This is a genomic window from Pyramidobacter piscolens W5455 (assembly GCF_000177335.1).
GTDB classification, from domain to species: domain Bacteria; phylum Synergistota; class Synergistia; order Synergistales; family Dethiosulfovibrionaceae; genus Pyramidobacter; species Pyramidobacter piscolens.
This window is the reverse complement of record NZ_ADFP01000135.1, coordinates 18633-34598: the sequence shown is the minus strand read 5'-3', so window position 1 is coordinate 34598 and position 15966 is coordinate 18633. Positions and strand designations below refer to the sequence as shown.

General features: G+C 60.1%; 16 protein-coding genes, 1 tRNA gene and 1 other RNA gene. 8 read left to right on the top strand and 10 right to left on the bottom strand.

Annotated features, from left to right (window positions below; all coding sequences use genetic code 11):
- Positions 1-195: 195 nt before the first annotated feature.
- Positions 196-1554: an alanine/glycine:cation symporter family protein gene (locus tag HMPREF7215_RS11710; protein ID WP_009166132.1), complete on the bottom strand. Its 1359-nt coding sequence runs from the start codon at positions 1552-1554 to the stop codon at positions 196-198.
- A 510-nt stretch (positions 1555-2064) separates the two neighbouring features.
- Between HMPREF7215_RS11710 and HMPREF7215_RS12600 the strand changes: the two genes are divergently transcribed.
- A complete protein-coding gene (locus HMPREF7215_RS12600) occupies positions 2065-3423 on the top strand; it encodes an SEL1-like repeat protein (protein WP_009166129.1) in 1359 nt (452 codons plus the stop codon).
- A 183-nt stretch (positions 3424-3606) separates the two neighbouring features.
- On the opposite strand, the gene HMPREF7215_RS11700 is transcribed toward HMPREF7215_RS12600, so the two are convergent.
- The 4 genes from HMPREF7215_RS11700 to HMPREF7215_RS11685 form a co-directional block, all read right to left on the bottom strand.
- A complete protein-coding gene (locus tag HMPREF7215_RS11700) occupies positions 3607-4323 on the bottom strand; it encodes a B3/B4 domain-containing protein (RefSeq protein WP_009166128.1) in 717 nt (238 codons plus the stop codon).
- 97 nt (positions 4324-4420) lie between these two features.
- Positions 4421-4831: a methylmalonyl-CoA epimerase gene (gene mce / locus HMPREF7215_RS11695; protein ID WP_040551190.1), complete on the bottom strand. Its 411-nt coding sequence runs from the start codon at positions 4829-4831 to the stop codon at positions 4421-4423.
- 133 nt (positions 4832-4964) lie between these two features.
- Positions 4965-5624, bottom strand: coding sequence for a prepilin peptidase (locus tag HMPREF7215_RS12595; RefSeq protein ID WP_009166126.1), 660 nt, complete (start codon positions 5622-5624; stop codon positions 4965-4967).
- A 5-nt stretch (positions 5625-5629) separates the two neighbouring features.
- Positions 5630-6181, bottom strand: coding sequence for an isochorismatase family protein (locus tag HMPREF7215_RS11685; RefSeq protein ID WP_009166125.1), 552 nt, complete (start codon positions 6179-6181; stop codon positions 5630-5632).
- A gap of 136 nt (positions 6182-6317) precedes the next feature.
- Here HMPREF7215_RS11685 and HMPREF7215_RS11680 point away from each other — a divergent pair, with 136 nt between their 5' ends.
- The 4 genes from HMPREF7215_RS11680 (at position 6318) to ssrA (ending at position 7997) form a co-directional block, all read left to right on the top strand.
- Entirely contained in the window at positions 6318-6908 is a 591-nt protein-coding gene (locus HMPREF7215_RS11680; protein WP_009166124.1) for a hypothetical protein, read from the top strand.
- Between the two features lie 68 nt (positions 6909-6976).
- Positions 6977-7054, top strand: a tRNA-Pro gene (locus tag HMPREF7215_RS11675).
- Positions 7055-7171: 117 nt separating this feature from the next.
- Positions 7172-7645: an SsrA-binding protein SmpB gene (gene smpB, locus HMPREF7215_RS11670; RefSeq protein WP_009166123.1), complete on the top strand. Its 474-nt coding sequence runs from the start codon at positions 7172-7174 to the stop codon at positions 7643-7645.
- Positions 7646-7679: 34 nt separating this feature from the next.
- Positions 7680-7997: a transfer-messenger RNA gene (gene ssrA / locus HMPREF7215_RS12970) on the top strand.
- Between the two features lie 141 nt (positions 7998-8138).
- Here the strand turns inward: ssrA and HMPREF7215_RS11665 are convergent.
- Positions 8139-8873, bottom strand: coding sequence for an IclR family transcriptional regulator (locus HMPREF7215_RS11665; RefSeq protein WP_009166121.1), 735 nt, complete (start codon positions 8871-8873; stop codon positions 8139-8141).
- 255 nt (positions 8874-9128) lie between these two features.
- Between HMPREF7215_RS11665 and trpS the strand changes: the two genes are divergently transcribed.
- Entirely contained in the window at positions 9129-10142 is a 1014-nt protein-coding gene (gene trpS / locus HMPREF7215_RS11660) for a tryptophan--tRNA ligase (RefSeq protein WP_009166120.1), read from the top strand.
- 72 nt (positions 10143-10214) lie between these two features.
- On the opposite strand, the gene HMPREF7215_RS11655 is transcribed toward trpS, so the two are convergent.
- From HMPREF7215_RS11655 to HMPREF7215_RS12590, 3 genes are read right to left on the bottom strand one after another with little or no spacing between them, the layout of a single operon-like run.
- Positions 10215-10799: a methyltransferase family protein gene (locus HMPREF7215_RS11655; protein WP_009166119.1), complete on the bottom strand. Its 585-nt coding sequence runs from the start codon at positions 10797-10799 to the stop codon at positions 10215-10217.
- Complete coding sequence (locus HMPREF7215_RS11650; RefSeq protein WP_009166118.1) at positions 10789-11856, bottom strand: lysylphosphatidylglycerol synthase transmembrane domain-containing protein; 1068 nt, start codon at positions 11854-11856, stop codon at positions 10789-10791. The genes HMPREF7215_RS11655 and HMPREF7215_RS11650 overlap by 11 nt, the downstream gene beginning before the upstream one ends.
- Positions 11853-12461, bottom strand: a complete 609-nt coding sequence (locus tag HMPREF7215_RS12590) for a hypothetical protein (RefSeq protein WP_050768924.1) — start codon at positions 12459-12461, stop codon at positions 11853-11855. Before HMPREF7215_RS12590 ends, HMPREF7215_RS11650 begins: the two co-directional genes overlap by 4 nt.
- A gap of 122 nt (positions 12462-12583) precedes the next feature.
- Here HMPREF7215_RS12590 and HMPREF7215_RS11640 point away from each other — a divergent pair, with 122 nt between their 5' ends.
- Positions 12584-13411, top strand: a complete 828-nt coding sequence (locus HMPREF7215_RS11640) for a tRNA 2-thiocytidine(32) synthetase TtcA (protein ID WP_009166116.1) — start codon at positions 12584-12586, stop codon at positions 13409-13411.
- 71 nt (positions 13412-13482) lie between these two features.
- Here HMPREF7215_RS11640 and HMPREF7215_RS11635 read toward each other — a convergent pair whose 3' ends face one another.
- A complete protein-coding gene (locus tag HMPREF7215_RS11635; RefSeq protein ID WP_009166115.1) occupies positions 13483-14820 on the bottom strand; it encodes a hypothetical protein in 1338 nt (445 codons plus the stop codon).
- A gap of 311 nt (positions 14821-15131) precedes the next feature.
- Between HMPREF7215_RS11635 and HMPREF7215_RS11630 the strand changes: the two genes are divergently transcribed.
- Positions 15132-15965 carry a sulfide/dihydroorotate dehydrogenase-like FAD/NAD-binding protein gene (locus HMPREF7215_RS11630; protein ID WP_009166114.1) on the top strand — a complete coding sequence of 278 codons (834 nt, stop codon included), beginning with the start codon at positions 15132-15134 and terminating at the stop codon, positions 15963-15965.
- Position 15966: the final 1 nt, after the last annotated feature.

Genomic DNA, 15966 nt, shown 5'->3' with positions numbered 1-15966 from the left:
AGAGATGGCGATCCTTTCAACGGAAGTATACCAAAAAAGGGCGCCGGCCGCAGCGTTTTTCCTTCCTCTCCACAAAAAAAACGGAGCGAGACAACGATCACCGTTTCTCTCGCTCCGTTTTTTTGTTCCGATCAGGCGTTCTTTTTCGGGACGCCCAAAACAACGTCCTTGTGCGAACTTACGTTCGGCTGCGAATCAGGCCTTCAATTTGCCGTCGTTGTCGAAGTCGTCCAGGGCTTTGGAAACGACCTTGGCGAGGCCGATCAGGGCGATCAAGTTGGGGAACACCATGATGCCGTTGAAGAAATCGGAAAGCTCCCAGACGAGGTCGAGCTTGAGGACGGAACCGACGACGACGAAAGCGACGACGATGAGACGGTAAGGCGTCAGCCCCTTGTTGCCGAACAGGTACTTGATGTTCTGCTCGCCGAAGAAATACCAGCCGATAATCGTCGAGAACGCGAAGAAGAGCATGCAGATGGCCACGAAGGAAAGTCCCCAGCCGCCGAGGCCGACCTTGAACGCGTTCTGCGTCAGCGAGATGCCGCTGGTCTTGCCGTCGAGGACGCCGGTGACGAAAATGACGAAGGCCGTCATGTTGAGGACGATGAACGTGTCGATGAAAACGCCCATGATCGCGGCAAGGCCCTGCTCCGCCGGGTGCTTGACCTTGGCGACGGCGTGCGCGTGAGGCGTGGAGCCCATGCCGGCCTCGTTGGAGAATAGGCCGCGGGCGACGCCGTAACGGACGGCTTCCTTGATCGTCGCGCCGATCAGGCCGCCGGTCGCGGCCTTGGGATCGAAAGCGCCGTCGATGATCATCCAGAACATATGGGGGATCCGCGCGCCGAAACGAACGAGGATGTACAATCCGCCGAGGATATACAGACCCGCCATGATGGGCACGATCTTTTCGGTCAGAGAGGCGATGCGCCCGATGCCGCCGAAGAACACGTAGGCGGAGATGGCGCCGATGACGCAGCCGACGATCAGGCGGTTCGTGCCGAAGGCGTTGCTGAACGCGTCGGCGATGGAATTGGACTGCACCATGTTGCCGATGAATCCGAGGGCGATGATGATGGCGATCGAGAAGAAGATCGCCATCGGCCGGCAATGAAGACCTTCGGTGATGTAGTACGCCGGGCCGCCGACCACGTTGCCGAGGTCGTCTTTGCCCTTGTAGGTCTGGGCCAGAACGGCTTCGGCAAAGATCGTGCCCATGCCGAAGAACGCGGCGATCCACATCCAGAAGATGGCGCCGGGGCCGCCCATGGCGATGGCCGTGGCCGCGCCGGCCAGATTGCCGGTGCCGACTTGAGCGGCAATGGCCGTAGCCAAGGCCTGGAAGGAGCTCATGCCTTCCTTGCCGGCGCGCTCGCCGAAGAGCGTCAGGCCGCCGAACACCTGTTTCCACGCCTGACCGAACTTGCGGATCTGAACGAACTTGAGCCGAAGCGTAAAGTACAGTCCTGTACCGCAAAGAAGAGGAATAAGGCAGTAAAGTCCCCAGATAAAACCGTTCGCTTTTGAAACCAGTGCCGTTAGTTGGTCCATATACGAAAGCCTCCCTAGAATTAATAAAAACAGCAAGTCACTGCAACGGAATTTCACCTGATTGAAAGCCCTGCACAAACTTTGGGCAGAAAGTTGTGAAAAGCTTACAAACCATACTGGTATTATGCGTTTTCTTTCACGAATTTACAACAGATACTTTACGGCAAAAAAATCTTTAGAATTAAAAATATATTCATGTTTTTAATGCATCCACGAAGGAAATCGCCCCGTTTTCTTCGCCCAAGGGCATCGCTCCGCTTTCGCGGATATTTAAGAAAAAAGTTCTCGGGCTGGATCCGTTCCGACGAAAAAACTGTATACGATTTTTTACTATACGGTTTTTTCCTTAGGGGCATCTTCGGGCAAAATTCATCCTCGCAAAAAATCCTGCGGCATAAAAAATGCGGATGAGGTAGAATGAAGTTTGTACGAGTCGCCGTTTTTATTTTGCACCATCACACGCAAATTTTCAAATTCATATTTTCGGAGAAGGAACCTCAAGGAGATCCCATGGAAAAGACAAAGTTCGCCGCGGCGCTGCTGCTGACCGCCGTTTTCGTCCTGCCGGCGCGCGGCGCCCCGACGGGAAAAGCGCAAACGCCGGCGGCGGTTTCGAAATCGGACAAGCGCACGGGGCAGGGACTGCGGGCCTGGTTTGGCGGGCGGGAGCGGGAAGCGGAAGAAATTTTTTCCCAAATCACGCGGGAGAACTCTTCCGATCCCGTTCCCTATCACGCCCTGGCCATTCTTCTCTCCGACCGGCAGCGGGATTACTCTCGCGTCACCGAGCTTTACAACCGTCATAAAGCGCTCTCCCCCGAGAGCGGCGACGCCTACGGCGCCATTCTGCCGATCCTCGACGAATACGCCCGCAAAGGCTGCGTGCAGGCGCAGCTGCTTCTCGCCCGCGCGCAGGACTGGGGACTGGCGGCCGCGCCGGACGGAATCCATCCCATGCTCTGGCTGCGCCGCGCGGCTGACGGGGGCTACGCGCAGGCGCAGCGGGAGCTCGGTCTCCTCTACGAGACGGGCGAAAGGCTCGAGAAGGACACCGCGCGGGCCGTCGCGCTTTACAGCGAAGCCGCGGCGCAGAACGACGCTTTTGCGATGAAGTTTCTCGCCGTGCTGTATCTGAACGGGAACAACCCCGCTTACAGGAGGACGGCTTTCGAGCTTCTCAAGCGGGCGGACCGGGCGAATCTGCCCGAAGCGCAGCTGCTCCTCGCCCAGCTTTATCAAAAAGGGATTTTCGTGAAAAAAGACGCGAAGCAGGCTGTGCGGTGGTACGAAAAAGCCGCCCGGAACGGCAGCTCGGAGGCCATGAATATCCTGGCCTGGCGCTACGAGAACGGCGAAGGCGTCACGAAGTCGCCGACGCAGGCGCTGCAATGGTACAAGGCCGCCGCCGAACGCGGGGAGCACAACGCGCTCTTTCGTCTGGGCGTTCTGTATTACACGGGCAAACACGTCGCGGCCGATCACGCGCTGGCCTTCGAATATTTCAAGAAGGCGGCGGAGCTCGGCGACGTCGCGGCATGGTACAACGTGGCCTGGCTGAACAAAACAGGCGACGGCACGGCGCAGAACTTTCGGGAGGCGAAAACCTGGTTCGAACGCGCGGCGCTGACGGGCAACAGCCGGGCGCAGGTCAATCTCGGCGTGATGTACGCCAACGGCGAAGGGTTCCCCGTCGATCTCGAGGAGGCCTGCTTCTGGTTCGAGCTGTCGAAACTCTGCGGCAACGAGGACGCGCAGCAGGGGCTGGATTTCGTCGCGCCGCAACTGGACGAGGCGGCCAAAGACCGCGCCCGGCGCCGCGCGCAGCGGACTTTCAAACGGATGCGACGGCAGCGCGACGAACAGCCGTAAGGCTCGGCTTCTCCCCCGCCGCGCCGATCGACGAGCGGGACGAAAGAGTTTTTTTCCGGCAGAAAACCTTTCGAGCCGCAGAAAGACGAAGAGCGGCCGGAAGCCGATGAAATCCAGATCATCGGTTTCCGGCCGCGCTGATTGTTCCACGTGGAACATCGCGGCACGGGGGTATTCCGCGCTCTATTCAAGGCTGACGGAACGGTTCTCGCGGTCGGCGACGACGACGCGGCACGTTCCGCCAAGACGGCGCCGCGCTTTTTCCGCCAGCGTTTCCAGCGCGCGGCGCAGATCCTCGCGGCGTTCCGGAGCAACGGATTCGATGACCAGAAAGGCGTTGACCGTGTCCTCGGTCAGCATGGTGCGCTGGCCGTCGCGCCAGTTCCAGCAGCGGCATACGGCGCCGGCGTCGTCGCGGTAGCAGACTTCGCCGGGCAGCGTCGGCTCTTCCGCCTCGTCGCCAAGCGCCAAGAAAGGATCGCCGCCGGCGCTGACGTCGAGGCGCAGGTCTCCCCGAAAGGCGTCGAGATCCTCGCCGCCGACGGGAAAGCCCCAGGCGAGCGACACGGCGTTGTAGATGTCCACCAGCGGGTTGACGCTGCCGAGTCCTTTGCCCTTCTCCACCCGCTTCAGCAGCGCTTCGATCGAGCTGCGCGCGCCCTTTTTCGTCTTGAAGAGCTTGAAGGCGTCGCGCCAGACCGCCACGACGGGGCATTGGCTGAGCGTTTCGCCGGTGAGGAATTTCCTCGACTCGTTCAGCGCGCCCTCAAGGTCCGCGGCGATGGCGGCGGCGTCTTTCACCCTGTCGGCATGGTTTTCCAGCCCGCGGGCGACGACGATGCCGATCTCGGCTTGGGGAAACAGGTTCCAAAACGGTTCCGAAGCGATAAAGCGGGGCATACGCGCATCTTCTCCTTACGTTCGCACGTTCCGTGACGCAGAGCGGCACGACTTTTTCAAGTCGTGCCGCTCTGCGCGTTCAACTTTCGCGGTAAATTTATTGGCGTTCGCAGAGCTCAAGCAGCACGCCGCCGGTCGATTTGGGATGCAGAAAGGCGATCATCGCGCCGCCCGCGCCGCGGCGGGGCTTTTCGTCGATCAGGCGAACGCCTTTTTCCTTCAATTCGGCCAGAGCCGCTTCGAGGTTCTCGACGCGGATCGCCACGTGGTGCAGGCCGCCTCTGCCGCCGTTTTTCTCCATGAACTTGGCCACCGGGCTGTCGGCGCTGGTCGGCTCGAGGAGTTCGACTTCGGTGTCCTTGATGGGCAAAAACGCCGTCTTCACTTTCTGGTCGGCGACTTCCTCCACGCCGTGGCATTTGACGCCCAGCGTGTCCTGCCAGAACGCGAGCGCTTCGTCGATGCTGGGCACGGCGACGCCGAGATGATCGACCACTGTAAGATTCATTTTCATATCCCCCTTTGAATGATCGTGGAACTTCGTTTCGCCTATGATAGCAGAAAAACGCCAAAGCTCAAGAAAGAATCCGCTTCGAGCTTCGGCGTTTTCTGCTATCCGGCGGGGCGAACGGACCGGGCGGCTATTCTTCGAAGAAGCGGATCGCCGTTCCCAGCCGCGGGCCGATCCACGGCGCCGCCCAGAGCGCGAAAAGGAGGCCGATCAGCAAAAACGGCGCCAGCGGCAGCGCGTCTTTTCGACCGACGCGCTTCGCAAGCAGCAGAACCAAGGCGGCGACGCCGCCCGAGACGATGCCGCCGTACAGAGTCAGCGCCGTCAGTTTCCAGCCCAGCAGCGCCCCCAGTCCCGCCATCAGGAACGCGTCGCCCCAGCCCATGCCGCCGCGCGTGACCAGGACGATCAGCGCCAGCGGCACGGTCCCGGCCGCCATACCCAGAAGAATTTCCTTCGCTCCGGGCAGAAAGCCGTAAGGCAGGCGCAGCGCCAGCGCCGCCGCCAGAGAAGCGGCGACGGCCCGATCGTAAATGTAGCCGTCGCTCAGGTCGGTCAGCGCGTGAAACTCGGCGAAGCACAGCGCCGCCGCGGCCAGCGGCCAGTCGCGGCGCAGCGGCCACCTCGAAACGAGCAGAGCCCAGGAAACGGCCGTCAGGACGGTGCAGCCGGCGAAGGCGCTCCGCCCGGCAAGGAGCTTTCTTTCGTCGTCCGCCGTCCGGCGCGCGCACGCGCACACGAAGGCCCCGGCGACGGCTCCGCTCAGGGCGGCCACCCAGCAGAGCGTCATCGCTTTTACTTGAACAACGGCAGCAACGCCTTGAACTCCGGCGTTCCCGACCGCCCCAGGAGCTGATAGACGACCGTTTCCACCGGCAGCACGGCGACGCCCGCCGCCAGCAGGTTGCGCATCGCCAGCTCGTGGTGACGGCGGTTGCGGCTCGTGCACGCTTCTTCGACGACGGCGACGTCGTAGCCGCGTTCCTTCAGCTCCATGGCCGTGGAAAAAACGCAGATATGGCTCTCGATGCCGAAGACGACGGCCGTCCTCCGCCCGCAGCGCGCCAGCGCCGCCGCAAAATCCGGCGCGCCGAAGCAGGAGAAGCTGGTTTTGCCCAGCGCCGCCGCGGAACCGAGCAGCTCGCGCAGCGGCGGCACCGTCGCGCCCAGCCCTTTGGGATACTGTTCGGTCGCGAGGACGGGGATCTTCAATGCCGCCGCCGACTTCAGCAGGCGCTCCGCCTCGTACAAGACCGGCTCGATCCCGCTCATCGCCGGCGCCAGTTTTTCCTGCAGATCGATCATCACAAAAACGCATTTTTCCGCGCGCAGACACACAGGTTCCATGTTATTCCTCCTCGGAGCATAAATTTTCGCGTGACTCGTGACTTATTATCCCATACATTTCACGTCGTGAGAACAAAGTCGATTTTTTGTGATATGCTTATCAGTTGAAAAGTTCTCGCCCTGCGGAGGTAAAAAAATGGACAAAAATTTTCCCGACAGCCCAACGCCCCTGACTGTCAGCTCGCTGATGCGCAGTATGCTCAATCCCGATTATCCGTCGCACATCGTCAGACTGCTCAACCAGGTCAAAGGCTGGCTGACCAAATCGTTCCGCCTGGACGGGCTGGATCTGCCCTACTGGGAGGCGATCCGCGAGGATCCCGACATGTTCTTCGGCGAACTTTCGTGGCTCGAAGCGCAGGCCGCCCTGCTGCCCGCCATAACGCCGCCGGCGCCGCGCCCCGAAGCCGCGGTGCTCTCCCTCGGCGAAGTCGATCTCACCGACGCCATGCGCCTCGCCGTCGATTACAGTCTGATCTTTTCGCGCGAGGTCTGCCGCCGCGTGTGGATCGTTTCCGACTGCTGGATCCCCTTCGACGTGCTCGAATACAGCGACCACATCAAAGCCATGGCGGAACACGGCATATCGCTGCGCTTTCTCGTCGTCACGCCCTGGGGGTGGGTCGAGCTGCCCGTCGCCGCGCTGGGCAAGGTGCAGCTGCCCGGCAGTTCGTCCTCCGACGGCGGCGCGGGGAGAAACAGACGGCGCCGCAACGACGACGATTGATCCGCCAAGATCCGTAAAATTGCATCATTGACGAAAAGGGCGCGATGTTGTACAATTCCCGTCGTGTCCGGGGTGTAGCGCAGTCTGGTTAGCGCGCCTCGTTCGGGACGAGGAGGTCGGAGGTTCGAATCCTCTCACCCCGACCATTTTCGGATACACAAGCCCCGGCTTTGGCCGGGACTTTTTTTGTCCGGTTCTTTTGAAGGGCTTCTTGACTAAAGCTGACGATCGGGTTAGAATTTGAACGCGAAGGAGTGACGGCCATGGAACCAAAGAAAGACCATGTGGTCGCGCTGAACCGCAAAGCGCGCCACGACTACTTCGTTGTCGATACCTTCGAATGCGGCGTCGTGCTGACCGGCACGGAGATCAAGTCGGTGCGCACCGGCAAAGTCAATTTGAAAGACGGCTACGCCAAGTTCGAACGCGGCGAGCTGTGGCTCATGAACGTCCACATCTCCCCGTACGAAAAGGCCAGCTGGTACCAGCACGATCCGCGCCAAAACCGCAAGCTGCTGCTCCACAAGTCGGAACTGCGGCGGCTCGGCGCCAGGGTCAAAGAAAAAGGCTTCACGCTCATCCCGCTTTCCATGTATCTGAAAGAAGGACGTATCGCGAAAGTCGCGCTGGCCCTCGCGCAGGGCAAAAACGCGCACGACCGCCGCGACGCGATCATCGAACGCGACGCCAAGCGCGCCATCGCACGGGAGCTGCGCAACCGCGGCAAAGAGTATTAGCCGATCGTTTGTCGTCCGCTGTTCCACGTTCATTGGGGGCGATCAGGTTCGACTGGTATGGTGGAAGTCTGAGAGCAGGCCGAGCGACAGGCGTTACCTGTCACAAAAAAGAAACGACAACAACTACGCACTGGCTGCTTAACCAAGCAACCGCCCGAACAACTGAGAGCGCCCGCAAGGTTGTAAGGGTCAATCACTGCGAGCGGCGTATGGTCCCGGAACGTAGAGAGGCGGCGGCTGTTTTGTCGGTCACAGTCCCGTTTCTGCGCAGTAAAGAAATCGACTAAGCCTGTAGCCGCTCATTCATACACACCATGTCAGGACCGGGGTGCGATTCCCCGCGCCTCCACCAGAAAAAAATTCCACGAAGAGTTGCATAGAGAACAAGGCCGGACGTTGTCCGGCCTTGTTGTTGTCAAACGAAAACAAGCGCAGGACGAGCGGGAAAATCTTCCTCCCGCCCGTCCTGCGCTTTGTGCCAAAGGCTCGCAAATTATGACAGTTCCGAAGTGACCTGCGCCGCGATCTCCCGCAAACGGGCCACTCCGCGCGTGACGACGTCGCCCGTCAAACGGTTGGTCGGCCCGGAGAGATTCAGCGCCGCGAGGACCTGCCCGTTTTTGTCGAAAATGGGGACGCCGATCCCCACGCTTCCCTGCCCCATTTCATCGTAGGAGACGGCGTACCCTTTTTCGCGAATTTCCCGCAGCTTCTCCGGCGAAATGCCGGGCTCGGACTTCATCACCGCCGCCTGCACCTTGGGCGGCAAAAACGCCAGCAGCGCCGTCCCGCCGCCGCCCAGCGTCAGCGGCAGTTCCTCTCCGACCAGCACGGTCTGACGCAGCGGATGCGTGCTTTCGATGCGGTCGATGCAGAGGCGCTTGAAGTTATGATAAATATACACGGAAACGTTCTCGTTGAATTCCCTGTGCGCTTTGACCAGATAGGGGTGCGCCGCAAGGCGCAGTTCCTCTTTATCGTCCACAAGCTCCCCGAGCATTTTTACCGTCATGCCGGGAAAATACTTGCGGTTCTCGGGATTCCTCGACAGGAACCCTTTTTCCGCCAGCGTCTGGATCAGCCGATAGGTGCTCGTCGTGTTGCGGCCGACCGTCCTGGCGATCTCCGTCAACGAAAGCTCCCGATGATCTTTCAGAAAGCACATGAGCACGTCGAGCCCATGTTCCAAAGTTCTCGACGTCGCCTCGCTTTTAATTGAATCCGCCATTTTTTTCCACTCCTTCGAGAATACCATCGCGCCATAATCGTTTCAACAATCACCGGCATTTTTTTCATTATATGAAACCAGGTCGTGAAAAGCAACAATGGCTGGCCCCCAAACTTTGCCGAATTCCTGTTCCGTTTCCCGGCAATTTGGACGAACACAAATCCGTCCTTGATTCTTCACCAAAAGGGCAATACAATTCTATGCTGTATGGTCTCGCCTTTAAGCCAGGCCCATGAAGTCAAGGAGGATATCACAGTGAACGAAGCGACGCGGACGGAACGGAAAAAAGTGATTCTCAGCGGCATCCAGCCGACGGGAATTTTTACGCTGGGCAATTACATAGGCGCGGTGCGCAACTGGGGCAAAATGCAGGAAGACTACGACTGCGCCTATTTCATCGCCGACCTGCACTCGCTGACGGTGCGCCAGGAGCCGGCCAAACTGCGCAAGCAGACGCTGGACGCCTTTGCGCTGCTGCTGGCCTGCGGCATCGATCCCGAAAAGAGCCTGGTTTTCATTCAGAGCCACGTACACGCTCACGCCGAACTGAGCTGGATCCTGTCCTGCTACTCCATGTTCGGCGAGCTGGCGCGCATGACCCAGTTCAAGGACAAATCGGCCAAACACGTCGACAACGTCAACGCCGGGCTGTTCACCTACCCCGCGCTGATGGCGGCCGACATCCTGCTTTACCAGGCCGATTACGTTCCCGTCGGCGAAGACCAGCGCCAGCATTTGGAGTTCACCCGCGACGTGGTGACTCGCTTCAACAACATCTACGGCGAGGTGTTCCGCATGCCCGACGCCTACATTCCCGAGGCCGGCGCGCGCATCATGTCGCTGCAGGAACCGACGAAGAAGATGTCCAAGTCGGACACGAACGTCAACGCGTTCATCTCCATCCTCGACGAGCCGAACGCCATCGTCAACAAGTTCAAGCGTGCCGTCACCGACAGCGAGACCGTCGTCTGTCACCGCGAAGGCAAGGACGGCATCAACAACCTGATGAGCATCTACTCGGTCGTCACCGGCGAAAGTTACGAACGGATCGAACGCGATTTTGCCGGCAAGGGCTACGGCGATTTCAAGCTCGCCGTCGGCGAAGCCGTCGCGGAAGAGCTGCGCCCGATCCGCGAGAAATTCGCCGCGCTGACGGCCGACAAGGCGGCGCTGGAAGCGCTTTATCGCCAGGGGGCGGAAACGGCCGCCCATATCGCCGAAAAAACTCTGGGCAAGGTCAAGAAAAAACTCGGCCTGCTGCCCCGCTGAGCCGCAAACGGCATACAAAAAATCCGCGCTCCCCGACGTGCCGGGAGCGCTGATTTTTTGTATGCCGTTTTTTCACCACCACAGGCGCGAAAGGATCAGCGCCGTGCCGACGACCGTGACCAGCAGCGAATGGATCTCGCTTTTCAGCAGGATGGAGGCGTCGTACCCGCCGGCGCCGACATGGGACAGCGCTTCGCGGGAAAAGTTTTTCGGGACGAAGCGCCCGACGCGCTTTTTGTAATCCTCGTACTCCCGACCGAACTTCCGCGCCAGGAACGCCTCTTCATGAGGCACGATCAGCACGCCGTAGAGCACGTAAAACGCCGCCGCAAAGACGAGCGTGGGGACGTTGCCCGACATCCACGCCCAGCCCAGCCCCAGCAAACCGTTGGCCACGTACAGCGGATTGCGGACCAGCGCGTAGGGCCCCCACGTCGCCAAGCGCTGCGCCTTGACTTCCTCGCCGCGGTAGAGCGTGATGCAGCCCACGCCCCAGAAGCGCAGCAGCTGCCCGAGGAGCACCAGGATCAGCCCGGGAACGATGCGCCCCGGCAGCGGGCGCGCCAGAACGAGGATCACCAGAAACAGCACCGTCCAAATGCCGCCGCGCTGTTTGAACGCCCAGGCGCGAAGTTTCTGCAAAGCGTTATTCTCCATCTTTTTGCTCCTCTTCGATCAGTTCGTCACCCGAACCGCTGATGATCTTTTCCGCCGTGCCCCAGCCGATCATGCGGATGGCGACGATACAGCCCATGAAGATGGCCAGGTATTCCGTGAAGAAACGGCAGATGACGGCCATGATCCCCGCCATGTTCTCCGGCATCAGCAGGCTGAAGATCGCGGCGCCGCCGCCCTCGGCCACGCCGCTGGCGCCGGGCGTGGGGATGAAGTAGAGGATGAACATGAACATGGCCTGAGCCAGCACGGCGTGCAGATAATGGACCGGCAGCCTCACCGCGTGCATCAGCAGCGGCAGCACGGAGAACAGCGCCACCAGATGACAGATGGAGAGCAGAAACGCGCCGAGGAAATACGGCAGCCCGGGGCCGACCATGCGCTTCACGTTTTCGGAATAGCTGTCGATCTCGGAACAGGTGACGCGGTAAGCGCGCAGCACGCGGAGCCGGCTGAACCATTTGAACTTCTTCAGCCAGAGGAACATGGCGCAGCAAAAGCGCTTGATCACGCCGGCCTTGAGGATGCTGAGGATAAAAACGACCCACATGACCACCGACAGGATCCCCACGTAAAAGAACACGCCCTTGACCAGCACGCCGCCGGCCGCCAGCTGCGGCACCGTCAGAAAAGCTACCGGCGCCGCGATGCTCAGCAGAAAGGTGCTGAACAGCGTACGGATCAGCGTAATGGCGATGCCCGAGCCGACCGGCACGCCCGACCTGTACAGCACGTAGACCTGGAACGGGCCGCCGCCGACCTGCATGGGCGTCAGCGCGCAGCCGAAATAGTGCAGCCAGGTCAGCACCAGCCCGCGGACAAAACGGATCTTATAGCCCATGGCCCGCGCCGTCAGGCAAAAACGCGAAGCGTCGCAGCTCCAGGCCAGAAAGACCAGCATCAGCACGTACAGGATGTTGATCTTCCTCATGTGCATAAACGCGTGAAGCGCGTGCTTGTCCACGCTGACGCAGATGATCAGAGCGCCGACGCCCAGCGTCAGGAACAGAAAGATCGCCAGACCTTTTCGCAAACTCATTTTTTGTCCTCCCCCGGCGTCTCGGAATCTCTGGCATCTTCCGACTCGAACCAGTCGTGAAGCTGTTTCAAATCGTCCAGAAAGGGCGGCAGAACCCCGCGCTTCCATTCATTCTCATGCCAGGCCTGAGCTTCCGCAAAACGGCCGTCGACCATAAGATCCTGAAAAGTTTCCACGCCCCGACGCAGCGGCGCGGCGTCGGGAAGCGCGCCCTCGTACTCGGGATACGCGTCGCGGAAGCCGTCCGACACCTCGCCGATCCAGTCCAGCGAAGCGTAGATCCCATCCAGCATAGAAAGCTCGAACGCTTCGGTGCCGTCGAGAATCCCCTGCAATCCTTTGAAGACTTCGAGCAGGGAATTTTTGATCTCTTCAAGGAGCTCGACTCCCAGCCCCCAGGGCGAGTTGGTCAGGACGTCCACATCGATGCCGTCCGGGACCGTCAGCAAATCTCCGTCATCCAGCGATTCGCCGTCCGAAAGCATGTCGACGATCACGCGCCCTTCGGCGGATACCTTTTCACGCAGCGCCTCGAGCTGTTCCTCTCGCGACAGCGATTCCATATGCGGAAAGGACCACTCAGTTCCATCGATCAAAAATCTCATAATATCCCCCTACAGGAATGGACTCTACATCGTAGCAATTTTAGCACACATATCAACTCCGACGGGAAAAATCAAAAAATATATGCTAGAATTTTCTGGCCTGCACAAGGGGGAGAGTTTCCATGGACGAAATCAAAGGAAAAGGTTGCTCCGGATCGCTGCGGATCAGCGCGAAAATCCGCCGGCTGACGGGAAGAGCCATTTACCGGTACGACATGATCACGCCCGGCGACCGCATCGCCGTCGGCGTTTCCGGCGGCAAGGACAGCCTGCTGCTGCTCCACATCCTCAAATTCATCAAGACCTACAGCCCGGTCAAATACGACCTGCAGGCTTTCAGCGTCGACATGACCAACGGCGCATGGGACCCCGCGCCGTTGCAAAATCTCTGCGACGCGCTGGAAGTGCCTCTGCACGTGATCCCCTACGCGATCGAACACATCCTCGACGTCAAGCGGGAAGAATCGCCCTGCAGCCTCTGCGCCAACCTGCGCCGCGGCATCCTCAACGCCGCCGCCCAAAAGGCCGGCTGCAACAAGCTGGCGCTCGGGCACAATCTCGACGACGTCGTCGAAACCGGCCTGATGAATTTGCTGCGCAACGGACGCTTCCGCAGCTTCCAGCCCAAACTCTGGCACGACCGCGCCAAGATGTGGCTGATCCGCCCCATGATCTATCTCAGCGAATTCCAGATCCGGAACGAGCTGAACCGCCTCGGCGTCGCCACCTTCCAGCACTGCTGCAAGTACGGAGCCGACACCGAGCGCTCGCGCACCAAATCGCTGATCGCCGAGCTCAAGCCGCGCTTCCCGGACCTCAAGCAGAGCATCCTCCACGCGCTGGAACACCACGCCCCCGCCGACCACTGGACGGCGACGCCGCGGCTCTACGCGGGCGTGTACGAGTCGGACCGTCCCGTTTCGGATTCGCGACAGCTGTTGGATTTTTAACAACTGTCAACAGCAGCAGACGGACCGCCGGAAAGAATTTTCCGGCGGTCCGTCTGCAATTATGGATAATGTCACTCGATCGAAAAGACCGCGCTCGTCGAGCCGGCTTCGATGTCTTCGAGCGTTTTCAGGTACGTGGCGTAATCCGCGCTGCCGCACAGTGCCAGAGCGTAATTCTTTCCTTCTTCCACGCCGGGCTGATCGAAGGGATCGACGCCGAGCGCCAGGCCGACCAGCGCCGTCACCGTTTCGAGCAGGAAGATCAGGCAGCCCAGGCAGAACTCGTCCGCCCGCTCCAGCTCGATCTCGCACAGCGGCAGCCCGTGACGTTTCAGAGAAGCGACGACGCCGCGGCGCTCGCAGTCCAAAACGCGCTCCTGCGGCACGCCGTCGAGGTAGCGAGCCTCTTCGAAAAGCTTCTCCGCCGGGATCGTCAGGCGTCCTTTCTCGCCGGGCTTTTCGCTGAGGAAGAAAAAGAACTTGTCGTCCGGCCCCGAGGTGTAGAGCTGCAGCTGCGAGTGCTGGTCGATGGAGCCCAGCGCCGCCTGCGGCGTCAGGCCGCGGCCGTTTTTGCCGAGGCTTTCGCCCCAGAGCTGTGCGAACCACTCGCTCACCGACTTGAGCCGGTCGCCGTAGGCCCAGAACACCGTCACGCTGCGGCCGGCCGCTTCGCCGCGCAGCACTTCCCGGGCGATCGCCGTCGCCGCGCCGCCGGGAGTGTCCGCCAGCAGCGCTTTTTTCATCGCCGCCGCGCCGTCCAGCAGCCGCTCCGTGTCGATGCCCAGCGCGCCGGCGGCCGCCAGCCCGCAGGCGGACAGCACCGAATAACGCCCGCCCGTGTCCGCGGGAAAATCGAGGCAGCGCGTTTTTTTCTCGGCCGCATAGGCGCGAAGGAATCCTTTCGCCGGATCCGTCACGGCGAAGATGTGCTTCTCCACGTCCGCGCCGAGCGCCGCCGACAACTTCTCCCTGAAAAACAAAAAGTTGCTCAGCGTTTCCAGCGTGCGGCCCGACTTGCTGACAACCAGCAGCGCCGCGCGCCGCGGCTCGAGCTGCGCCCAGATCGCCTCGTTGCTGCGGGCGTCGGCGTTATCGGCGACAAAAAGCTGCGGCTGCCCGCTTTTTCCGGAAAAAGGATACAGCGGATCGCAAAAAGCGTTCATCAGCATCTGCATGCCCAGAGCCGAGCCGCCTATGCCGATCAGCACGATCTGCCCGAACTGCGCCAGCTCGCGCCCCATCTCCTTCAGCGCGGAAATATCCCGCTCGGGCAGGTTCATCCAGCCGTAACCGTTTTTCTCCCGACAGGCGCCGTCAAGAAGCGTTTTCCACGCGGTTTCGAGCCCCGCCTTGAAATCCGGCAGCTCGTTTCCGACCCTTTGTGCCTCGGTAAGACGAATTTTCAGCATGACTCTGTCCTTCCTCTCGCGAATGTAGAGAGCAATCCGCCGTCATGGAGACGTTAAAAAGATGTCTCTTTTTTCTCACAAAATGCGACACTTCTGATCTTTTGCTGTGTTTTTTAGCATAATGAGGAATTGTATTTCGCTTTCGCCCCGCTTGTAAAACGTAACTGCCGTTGTATAATCTTTCACAAGGGAATAACTGTTTCAGGTCTGACACGGAGTACGTACGTTTATTTTACACATTCCGGCCTGTTTCAGCCATAGGGAAATTCCTGAAGCCATCTTGAATATTTATATCGATAGGGGGACATTACATGTTCAAGATTCTTTCCAAGAGCGCCTTTGCGGCCAACGAGTTCGACATCTGGATCGACGCGCCGCAGATCGCTCGCAACGGACACGCCGGGCAGTTCTGCGTCCTGCGCGTGAACGAGACGGGGGAACGTATTCCTTTGACTGTTGCCGAGTACGACCGCGAAGGCGGCCGCATCCGCATGATCTTCCAGACCGTCGGCAAAACCACCACGGCGCTTGGCAAGCTCAACGAGGGCGACTGCATCCACGACATCCTCGGGCCTCTGGGCACGCCCAGCGAAGTCAAGAAGTACGGCACGGTTCTCATGATCGGCGGCGGCGTCGGCATCGCGGCGCTGTTCCCCATCATCAAGGCTTTGAAGGAAGCCGGCAACAAAGTTATCACCATCCTCGGCGGACGCACCAAGGACCTCGTCATCATGATGGACGAGTGCGCCAAGTATTCCGACGAACTGATCGTCACCACCGACGACGGTTCCTACGGCGTCAAGGGCGTCGTCACCACGGCCATGGACATGCTCGCGCAGCGCGGTGAAAAGATCGACTACTGCTGGGCTATCGGACCTTCCATCATGATGAAGTTCGCTTCTCTGAAGGCGAAGGAACTGCAGATCCCCTGCTGGGTCTCGCTCAATCCCATTATGATCGACGGCACGGGCATGTGCGGCGGCTGCCGCGTTACCGTCAACGACAAGATCCGTTTCGCCTGCGTCGACGGCCCCGAGTTCGACGGCTGGGGCGTAAACTGGAACGAATTCATGACCCGTCTGCGCCAGTACAAGGATGAAGAGAAAATCTCTCTCGAAAAGTACAAAAGCGAGGTTGGTGAATAAC

Bases quoted from the DNA above. Each gene is read 5' to 3' on its own strand.
- HMPREF7215_RS11630 (WP_009166114.1), top strand. From the start codon at position 15,132: ATGTTCAAGATTCTTTCCAAGAGCGCCTTTGCGGCCAACGAGTTCGAC.
- HMPREF7215_RS11700 (WP_009166128.1), bottom strand. From the start codon at position 4,323: ATGCCCCGCTTTATCGCTTCGGAACCGTTTTGGAACCTGTTTCCCCAA.
- HMPREF7215_RS12600 (WP_009166129.1), top strand. From the start codon at position 2,065: ATGGAAAAGACAAAGTTCGCCGCGGCGCTGCTGCTGACCGCCGTTTTC.
- HMPREF7215_RS12590 (WP_050768924.1), bottom strand. From the start codon at position 12,461: ATGAGATTTTTGATCGATGGAACTGAGTGGTCCTTTCCGCATATGGAA.
- mce (WP_040551190.1), bottom strand. From the start codon at position 4,831: ATGAATCTTACAGTGGTCGATCATCTCGGCGTCGCCGTGCCCAGCATC.
- smpB (WP_009166123.1), top strand. From the start codon at position 7,172: ATGGAACCAAAGAAAGACCATGTGGTCGCGCTGAACCGCAAAGCGCGC.
- HMPREF7215_RS11665 (WP_009166121.1), bottom strand. From the start codon at position 8,873: ATGGCGGATTCAATTAAAAGCGAGGCGACGTCGAGAACTTTGGAACAT.
- HMPREF7215_RS12595 (WP_009166126.1), bottom strand. From the start codon at position 5,624: ATGACGCTCTGCTGGGTGGCCGCCCTGAGCGGAGCCGTCGCCGGGGCC.
- HMPREF7215_RS11650 (WP_009166118.1), bottom strand. From the start codon at position 11,856: ATGAGTTTGCGAAAAGGTCTGGCGATCTTTCTGTTCCTGACGCTGGGC.
- HMPREF7215_RS11680 (WP_009166124.1), top strand. From the start codon at position 6,318: ATGGACAAAAATTTTCCCGACAGCCCAACGCCCCTGACTGTCAGCTCG.
- HMPREF7215_RS11685 (WP_009166125.1), bottom strand. From the start codon at position 6,181: ATGGAACCTGTGTGTCTGCGCGCGGAAAAATGCGTTTTTGTGATGATC.
- HMPREF7215_RS11710 (WP_009166132.1), bottom strand. From the start codon at position 1,554: ATGGACCAACTAACGGCACTGGTTTCAAAAGCGAACGGTTTTATCTGG.
- HMPREF7215_RS11655 (WP_009166119.1), bottom strand. From the start codon at position 10,799: ATGGAGAATAACGCTTTGCAGAAACTTCGCGCCTGGGCGTTCAAACAG.
- HMPREF7215_RS11640 (WP_009166116.1), top strand. From the start codon at position 12,584: ATGGACGAAATCAAAGGAAAAGGTTGCTCCGGATCGCTGCGGATCAGC.
- HMPREF7215_RS11635 (WP_009166115.1), bottom strand. From the start codon at position 14,820: ATGCTGAAAATTCGTCTTACCGAGGCACAAAGGGTCGGAAACGAGCTG.